1 protein-coding gene and 2 pseudogenes are annotated in these 1,496 nt (G+C 73.8%); 2 read left to right on the forward strand and 1 reads right to left on the reverse strand.

What is annotated here, in order from left to right; all coding sequences use genetic code 11:
- Window positions 1–871 (reverse strand): annotated as a pseudogene (locus tag K7G60_RS38520) (hypothetical protein); the annotation flags it as partial.
- Between the two features lie 89 nt (window positions 872–960).
- Here K7G60_RS38520 and K7G60_RS38525 point away from each other — a divergent pair.
- Both K7G60_RS38525 and K7G60_RS38530 read left to right on the forward strand, forming a co-directional pair.
- Complete coding sequence (locus K7G60_RS38525; RefSeq protein WP_225805617.1) at window positions 961–1,224, forward strand: hypothetical protein; 264 nt, start codon at window positions 961–963, stop codon at window positions 1,222–1,224.
- Between the two features lie 176 nt (window positions 1,225–1,400).
- Window positions 1,401–1,496 (forward strand): annotated as a pseudogene (locus K7G60_RS38530) (IS5/IS1182 family transposase); the annotation flags it as partial.

Here is a 1,496-nt window from a genome sequence, read left to right on the forward strand (position 1 = left end):
TGTCACGTCCGAGTTCCTTCGTGCCGGCGAGGGCGGTGTAGGCGTTCCAGCCGCCGCCGACGCGCTGCCTCGGCTCGAAGGGCGCACAGGGGGCGCAGCCCTGGCGGTCGTACTTCCACAGCACGCCGTCCCTGTCGCGGCCCAGGATCCCTTGCCACATGCCCGGCATGGTCAGCGCCGTGTAGGTGTTCCAGCCGCCGCCGACCCGCTTCCGCTGGGCGAACGGGTCGTCGTACGACCACAGCACGCCGTCCCTGTCCCGGGCCACCAGGCCGTAGTAGCTGTTGCCGACGAGGGCGGTGTAGGTGTTCCAGCCGCCGCCGATCCGCCGCCGCGGTGCGAACGGGGCGTCGGGCTTGCCGGTGCCCGCGTAGTACCAGAGCACCCCGTCCCGGTCGCGGGCCACGAGGTCACCGTCCCCCGAGGCGGTCGGGCTCTGTACCGGGACGACGGCGGTGTAGGCGTTCCAGCCGCCGCCGACGCGCTTGCGCGTCGCGAAGGGCCGGGTGACGTCGCCGGTGCCCTCGTACCGCCACAGCACGCCGTCCCTGTCCCGCGCGTGCAGGGCGCCGCGCCGGTCCGCGGGGGGCGTCCCGGGGACGAAGTCGAGGTCGAGCGCGCCCTCGGCCACCACCGCGCCCGTGCCGTCCTTCAGTTCGACGCGGGCGTCCGGGTCGCTCAGGGCGAGCGCGGAACGGTCGGCGTCCAGGGTGACGGCGTACGCGAGGGTCTGCGCGGCCGTCACCGTCGGAAGGGCGAGGGACGGCGGATCCACCGGCCGGTCGTCGACCGTGTAGGGCACGGTCCACGGGCACGCGCCGTAGGAGACGCCGTTGACCGCGCAGGTGGAGCGGATCACGTCCGCGCTCACCGGCGAGCTGCCCGCGATCTCGATCAGGGTGACGGGACAGTCGGACCACGCCGGTCACCGGCCCCTGGACGCCCGCCGGCAGCGTGGCGGTGAACCGCAGCGTCACCGCCCCTTCCTCGCCCGCGGGCACGTTCAGCCGGCCGCCCTCCTGGACGACCGTCCCGACCGTCCCCGCCTCCGCCGCCGTCCCGGCGACCGCCGTCACGGGCGCGGCGACGGCCGCCGCTCCCCCGAACGTCACCGGCGCCAGCGCCGCGACCAACGCCGCCGCCACCACGGCCGTACGCACACGTGCCACGAAGTCCTCCAAGCCCTCGGATGCCATGCGCCCGTTCGACTTCTTGAAGCCGTGAAAGGTTGTGCGGACCTGTCTGACAAATGATCACCGAGTGGGGATGTGCGTGCTCGGTCCGATTGTCTTGCCGTCCTGACACCGGCCGGTGATTCAGGGCAGGGGAAGAGAAGACGGCAGCAGGAGGACGCGCGGCAGCGGCTTGCCGCTCGCACCGCGCCGGACGCAGGACAGTGGGAAGGAGCCGCAGACGGGGACGAACCGGAAGGTCCGGACTGCTCGCGGGCGCGCCAGGCCCTCGGCCGGTCCCGGGGCGGGCTGACCGCCAAGGTC

It is taken from the genome of Streptomyces sp. NK15101 (genome assembly GCF_020400725.1).
In the GTDB taxonomy this organism is placed as follows: domain Bacteria; phylum Actinomycetota; class Actinomycetes; order Streptomycetales; family Streptomycetaceae; genus Streptomyces.